At 56.1% G+C, this 6585-nt stretch carries 7 protein-coding genes; all 7 read right to left on the reverse strand.

What is annotated here, in order from left to right:
- Positions 1-30: 30 nt before the first annotated feature.
- A complete protein-coding gene (locus AC07Y2_RS26655; protein WP_103387281.1) occupies positions 31-789 on the reverse strand; it encodes a sulfite exporter TauE/SafE family protein in 759 nt (252 codons plus the stop codon).
- Between the two features lie 250 nt (positions 790-1039).
- Complete coding sequence (locus tag AC07Y2_RS26660) at positions 1040-2230, reverse strand: MFS transporter (protein WP_256587089.1); 1191 nt, start codon at positions 2228-2230, stop codon at positions 1040-1042.
- A 138-nt stretch (positions 2231-2368) separates the two neighbouring features.
- Positions 2369-2728 (reverse strand): hypothetical protein, encoded by a 360-nt coding sequence (locus AC07Y2_RS26665; protein WP_039773174.1) that lies wholly within the window; start codon positions 2726-2728, stop codon positions 2369-2371.
- A gap of 534 nt (positions 2729-3262) precedes the next feature.
- Positions 3263-3895: a glutathione transferase gene (yfcF, locus tag AC07Y2_RS26670; protein WP_103387283.1), complete on the reverse strand. Its 633-nt coding sequence runs from the start codon at positions 3893-3895 to the stop codon at positions 3263-3265.
- Between the two features lie 133 nt (positions 3896-4028).
- Positions 4029-4958, reverse strand: a complete 930-nt coding sequence (locus AC07Y2_RS26675) for a LysR family transcriptional regulator (protein ID WP_103387284.1) — start codon at positions 4956-4958, stop codon at positions 4029-4031.
- A 36-nt stretch (positions 4959-4994) separates the two neighbouring features.
- Complete coding sequence (locus AC07Y2_RS26680) at positions 4995-5969, reverse strand: quinone oxidoreductase family protein (RefSeq protein WP_103387285.1); 975 nt, start codon at positions 5967-5969, stop codon at positions 4995-4997.
- A 298-nt stretch (positions 5970-6267) separates the two neighbouring features.
- On the reverse strand, positions 6268-6585 hold a 318-nt coding region (locus tag AC07Y2_RS26685), incomplete at its 5' end, for a DUF6124 family protein (protein WP_103387286.1).

Below are 6585 nucleotides of genomic sequence, written 5' to 3' on the forward strand. Positions count from 1 at the left end.
TCGGTTTGTGGACTGGATTTTGGCAACGCTTCAGGAAAGGTATCCGCTGACCCCATCCCACAACAACTTCAACGCCGTGACCACCAGCAAGCCATAACAGGCGCGGTACATCTGGCGTTGATCCAGTCTGGCGTGCAGCCGCCAACCCAGCCAGACGCCGCAGGGTACAGCGAGCAAGCTGACGAGCATCAGCGTCAGCACATTGCCGGTAGGTTTGGCCAGCAGCAGCCATGGCACTGCCTTGAGAAGATTGCCCACGGTGAAAAACAGGCTGGTCGTTCCGGCATACATCTGCTTGCTCAGCCCCAGCGGCAGCAGATAGATCGCCAGTGGCGGCCCGCCGGAATGCGCCACCATCGTCGTGATACCCGAAGTAATGCCGGCAGCCACGGCTTTGGGTGAGGAGCGCGGCCGCACTCGGACTTCTCCGCCCGCTTTGAACCACAAACCGACAAACAACAGCGTGATCGCCGCCATGACGATGGCGATGGCGCGGTGGTCCAGTACCCGGAAAAGCAAATAGCCGGCGCCGATGCCGACGATCAAACCTGGTACCAACAACTTCAGGTCGGGTTTTGACCAGGTGGAAGGCTTCCAGTAGCGCAGGCTGAACAGATCCATGGCGACGAACAATGGCGCCAGCAGCCCGCCAGCCGTGATCGGGTCCATCACCAGCGACAGCAGCGGAATCCCGACAATCGCAAAGCCGCCGCCGAACGCGCCCTTCATGAAGCAGATCAGGAACACGCCGGCGAAGGTGACGAGGAGGGTGGTGACGGTCAGATCCACGGCGTGTGCTCACTTCATTTCGGGCGGGGAGTGGCCTTAATTTCGCTCACGGTCTGCAGGATGAACAGTTACAGTTTCGAGGCCGATTCATGGACCAGTTGCCAACTGGATCGAATGTGGGCCTCGGGCAAAGTTCGGTTTGGGGAGATAGGGGCATATGCGGTTTGAAGACATCCTGACCGAAGACCTTTACGTGGTGTTCTGCGGAATTAATCCGGGCTTATTGGCGGCAGCGGGTATCCGGCATCCATCACTTTGCAACCGAAACCATGATCGACTCCAGTCCGGGATGGTTATTTTTATAAAAAAGTTCGGAGTCTGCCGCATCTTCAAGGAAAAACCAGATGGACTTCGAAAGTGCTGCATGAAACAAGACAAACAGGAAAATTGCGCAGTAAACCAATAGCAAACCATGGGTGCCGAACTGCGTCATCGTTGTTCCCATCATCATATAAGAGGCCGAATTTGCGAGTTGGCCGACAATAAGTGTGGCGGCCATTAATCTGATACGAACTCCAGACGGCACCGAGACAGTTCTCTTATCCATCCCAATCAGTGAAAGCGAGGCACTGGAAGCTCCTGCAATAAAGAGGCATGGAGCCAGTTGCCAGACTTCGACAGAGAGAGCCGCTGTGACGAGGGAGGCGGTTAATAAAGTCCAGAGTCCAATATATTTGTTTCGCTGGTTGTGTCTTCTGGCAACAAGCGGGCTCAAAAATAACAGGCCACCGATTGCGCCTCCCGCAAATATGGCGTTGAACAGGCCGACACTGCTTTCAGCGAGATTATGGGTGTGAATTTGAATTGGAACCAGCATGGGTACTGTGGCAGTAACAGCCAGGCTCAACATGAAACCAGCAACAGTCAGGAATCTTTCAGGTGGAAGAATTAATTTAAGTCTAATTCCCAAAAACATTTCCCGAACTCGTTGTGCCGGCGATTTTATCTGTGTCGAGTCGGATTTGACGCTGTGCGGCAATACGAACGCTAACCCCATTGCGAACACACCCACAATGGCTGCAAAGAGAAGTGAGGCTTGTGGGGAAGACAATCCAATGACAACGCCCGCCAGGAGCGGGCCAATAACGCGACTTATGGTTACGATGATGCGCCGGATGCGAAAGGCATGTTCTATTCGAACTTTTTCTACGGTTTCAGCTGGATAAACACCGAAAAGAGATTGAACGACGCCGAAAGCCGCGACCGCAAGGATGTCAATTATCAGCAGAGCCTCTATCGAATACGAAGCGGAAACAGACACGTAGCGCAGGATGCCGGTCAACGCAATGGCGATACAACCCGCTCTTAGAGCGGTGCTGCGTCGCATGACTTCGACGCGGGACGCCAAAAACAGTATGGAAATGACGGCGGCAAGGGCCAGCCCCGTCTCATAGGTTGCCAGCTCCAACAAGTTTCCACGCTGAACGATAATAAGGGGCACGGTTGCATTCCAACAGCCGAGATATATCCATATTAAAGCTTCAAGGCAAAGATACTTTCTAAATATGCTCAAGCCATATGTCCTTTAATTGCACGAGATCTGCAAGGGTTATCCATCTTGCAGATCTCATGCGTCAGGCTAACCTGCTACGAAGTGCTTGACGTTAAAACTTTCCGCACTAACGCCAAATTTCGAAAACAAGTGTCCATGCATCTGGTTCTTGTAGATGTCTCGGTTTTTGTCGAAGTATTCGCGGTCATACCACCTCACTCCGAAAAACATAGTCAGTCCTTTGACGACAGTCATCATTTGCCAGTCATAAAGAACCGATTCCAGCGGGCGTGCAGCCAGCTTTTTATCAGATTCTTTGACGGCGATGATACACCGGTCAAGTTCATCCTTGCTGGAAAAGACAACCTCGCAGTTGGTTAATGCAACAACAGGCTTGTCAATTTCACGCTCTCCACTAATGACCACTTCGCATTTCTGAGATTCCATTCTATCTCTCCAATTTGTCGTTGGTTGCGCATGTATTAATATGCTTGCGACTTGGCAAAAGGCAATGCGATCCCTGTGTAGAGTTTCCAGCCATGACTGCATGCCGATATCGTACAAAGCGGATGAACAGTATTAGACAGTATTCTCCTTGTCAAATGAATGGTGGGGTAAATGGCTGAGGAAAATATTTTATACTTATGATTAATAGTTATATCCAAGTGAAAGAAAGCCTTGTTGTAACAAACTGATCAGAATGTGGGGGGCGTGCATTGGTATTTAAATATCAATCCTGTGCAGACCAGAATTTCGGTATTGGCAAGCTATGGTTGTGCAAAGCGAACTTCATCTGGCGTTCAGCGCAATCATGTAAGCGCTGAACATGTCCGCCATCCCCTCGGCGCGGGCGGTGATTTCCGCGTCGGTGCGCGGGCTGAGTGAGAAATCCTTCCCGAACTGAGCGTGGCGAGAAAAGGGGACAGAAAAGGGGACGGATTTATTTTCTGAAAAGTAAATCTGTCCCCATTTTTAGTACCGCTAAATTCGAGGTCGTTCCAGCTTAATCCACTCTTGTACCGTCGGGCGTTGCCATTGGCGTTGAGCGTAATCCTCCAGTTGAGCCGGCATCCTGTCCCCATTGAGTATCAATCGGTTCAGCATCAACGCGAGATCAACATCGGCGATCGACCATTCACCAAAAAGGTAATCCGGATTGTCGGTCAGCAGCCATTGCGCGACATCAAGCAACTTTTGCTTGGCAGCCTCAGCCGACGCTGACAGCGGTCCGAATTTCTGTCCATAGAACACGACAAGGGTAGAGCGCTCCTGTCGGATCGGCAGCATATCACTGCGTAGCCACGCTTGAACTTGCCTCGCTGCCGCGCGTTTTTGTGGATGCTGTGGGTAAACAGGTGTTTGGGGGAACACATCTTCCAGGTATTCGGTGATCGCCGATGATTCCGACAACGCAAAGTCGCCCTGCACGAGGGTGGGCACTCTTTGAGTCAGGGAAAGACGGGCGTAATCGCTGGCCTGGTTTTCCAGTTTGTCCAAGTCCAAGGTACTCATTTCGAACTCGATTCCCTTTTCTCGAAGGGCCACAAAGCACGACATTGCGTAGGGACTGGTGAATTGAGCATCGACGTAAAGGCGCAGGCTTGAGTCATTCATAGCGTCATCTCCATATGCGGAATGGCCACGCTAAAAGATTGAGCGCTTTAAATAAAATTCATGTTTTTTATGGGGGCATTCCCATCAGGAATGGGCAAAAAGGCCGACACGATTTCCCATCACCGTTTGCAAATCAGCGGGGCGGAGTCATCCAAGGCGCACCCTCGGCAAAAGCTCCCTCGATCCAGTCCTTGAACGCCGTAGTTGTCGCCGTGTTGAACCGCGCCGAAGGCCGCACCAGATAAACCCCCGTGTCCGCATCCAGTTGCCACTCGGGCAGCACCCGCACCAGGCGCCCCTCGCGCAAGTCCTTGGTCATCAGCCAGTCGCCGCCGGCCAAAATCCCCACGCCCATGCGCGCGGCACACAGCTGCGCTTCGTTGTCGTTGCTGACCAGTCGGCTGCGGATTTTCAGAGTGTGTTTCTCGTCGCCACGGGTCAGTCGCCATTCGGGATACGAATGCAACCCGGTAAACCCCAGGCAATGATGATCGGCAAGATCCGCCGGCGTTTTCGGCTCGCCGTGCTGTTGAAGATAGGAGGGCGCGGCACACAGGATTCGGCGGTGATCGCAGAGTTTCTTCGCCACCAGCCGATTGTCCGCCAGCTCGCCGATGCGGATTGCTGCGTCGAAACCTTCAGCGACGATATCGACGAAGCGCTCGGCATATTCCACCTCCAGCGCCACGTTCGGATGGGCCAGGGCAAACGCCGAAACGATATCGCCCAGCCACAGCCGACCCATGGCGGCCGGCAGGGCGATGCGCAAACGCCCGCGAACTTCGGCGGCACCCTCGCGCGCATCCTGCTCCGCTTCGGCGATCAGGCTGACCGCATGCCCGAACCGCGTCACCAGCCGTTGCCCCTCATCGGTGAAACGCAATTGCCGGGTGGTGCGCTCGATCAGCCGCACCCCCAGCCGCGACTCCAGCGCGCTGAGCCGCTTCGACAACACCGAGGGATGGCGCTGCAACGTCCGGCCCGCCGCCGCAAACGAGCCGTGCTCGGCCAGGGCCAGCAGGGTGGCGACTTCATCGGCCTGACGGCTATCGAACAGATCCATGCAACGACAACCCTCGTGGATGACCCGAAAAAAGACTCAAGGCACCAGCACAACCGCCCCCGGCAAACCGCCCCGGTGCAGATCGGCATGGGCCCGGGCGGCGTCCGCCAGCGGATAACGACGCCCGACATTGGGCCGGATGATACCGGCGTCAATCGCTTGCAACACGTCCTTTGCGCGCTGCTGGTATTCCTCCGGCGTGGCGGTGTGGGCCGCGAGGGACGGTCGGGTCAGGAACAACGAACCCTTGGCATTCAAGGTGCTGATCTCGACCGGCGCCGGCGCCCCCGACGCCATGCCGAACGACACCAGCAACCCGCGCGGGCGCAGGCAATTCAACGACGCCTCGAAAGACACCCGGCCAATCGGGTCGTACACCACATCCACTTTCTTGCCCTGGGTGAGGTCGACCACCGTGTCGGCCAGCGTCGCCGCATCGAACACCAACACCTCATCACAACCCGCCAACCGGGCCCGCTCGACACTCTCGGCTCTGGACACCACACCAATCACCAACGCCCCCAAATGCTTCGCCCACGGCACCATGATCTGCCCCAGCGCACCGGCCGCGCCGTAGATCAGCACCGTCGAACCCGGCCCGACCGGGTAAGTGGACTTGAGCAAATACTGCGCGGTGATGCCCTTGAACAGCACAGCCGCCGCGTCCTCGAAACTCAGGCTGTCGGGGATCTTCACCAGCCGATTGGCCGGGTAAAGGCGGGCGCTGGCATAGGCGCCGATGGGGCCCGTGGCATAGGCGACCCGGTCGCCGACCGCCACGTTCGTCACATCGGCCCCTACCGCCACAACCCGCCCGGCGCCCTCAAGCCCCAACCCTGAAGGCAACGCCAACGGCGCGGCACCGGAACGTTGGCTCAAGTCGAGCGGGTTGACGCCAATGGCGAACTGCTCAAGCCAGACCTCGCCGGGGCCGGGTGTTTGCGCGGCGGACTGCTCAAGCTGAATGACTTGAGGCTCACCGGTTTGATGAATGACGGCGCTGGTGACCATGTTGAACGCTCCCTTACGTTGATCGTGGGGAAGAGTCTAAAGGCCTGCGTGGGGAGCACTAGTCGGGTTGAATGCAGTTCATATGTGCATTCGATGCAGTAATTAGATCAAGGCTCCGTGGTTCGATTTACTGAAACGCAAACAGCCCGGGCCGACGCCCTTCGTAGTTAACGAGGGTGTCGGCCCGGGCTGTTTTGCATTCCATGAACCTCTTGAGCCTCACTTTTTCCTGCAACGGGAGACTCAATAAGTCGCGCTGTAGAAGCCGCCGCGAACGGCTCCTACAGCCATCGCCTGGTTACGCGACCTCGACGTGATCCAGCGCCTGATTCACCGCCAGCTCGGCAATCATCACGATTTGCGTAATACCGATCGCCGTCTTGCGATGCGAGGGATCAAGCGTGGCCGCGAAATTACTGAGCATCTCACTGGCCGCTCCGAGGTTTTCGCTGGCATTGGCCAGCAGGCATTCGGTGTTGAATTTCGGATTGGCCAGGTACATCCGCTCGGGCTCGTTCAAGGACGACATGATCCCGGCGGCGGGGAAGAGGTAGTGATCCAGCGCACGCTCGGCGGCGTCGTGGAGTTTTTTGGAGTTGGGGGATTCGTAGGGGGA

The organism is Pseudomonas sp. GW456-12-1-14-TSB6 (assembly GCF_059424205.1).

Coding starts and splice junctions, on each gene's coding strand:
- AC07Y2_RS26675 (WP_103387284.1), bottom strand. CDS start 4,958: ATGGATCTGTTCGATAGCCGTCAGGCCGATGAAGTCGCCACCCTGCTG.
- yfcF (WP_103387283.1), bottom strand. CDS start 3,895: ATGAATGACTCAAGCCTGCGCCTTTACGTCGATGCTCAATTCACCAGT.
- AC07Y2_RS26680 (WP_103387285.1), bottom strand. CDS start 5,969: ATGGTCACCAGCGCCGTCATTCATCAAACCGGTGAGCCTCAAGTCATT.
- AC07Y2_RS26665 (WP_039773174.1), bottom strand. CDS start 2,728: ATGGAATCTCAGAAATGCGAAGTGGTCATTAGTGGAGAGCGTGAAATT.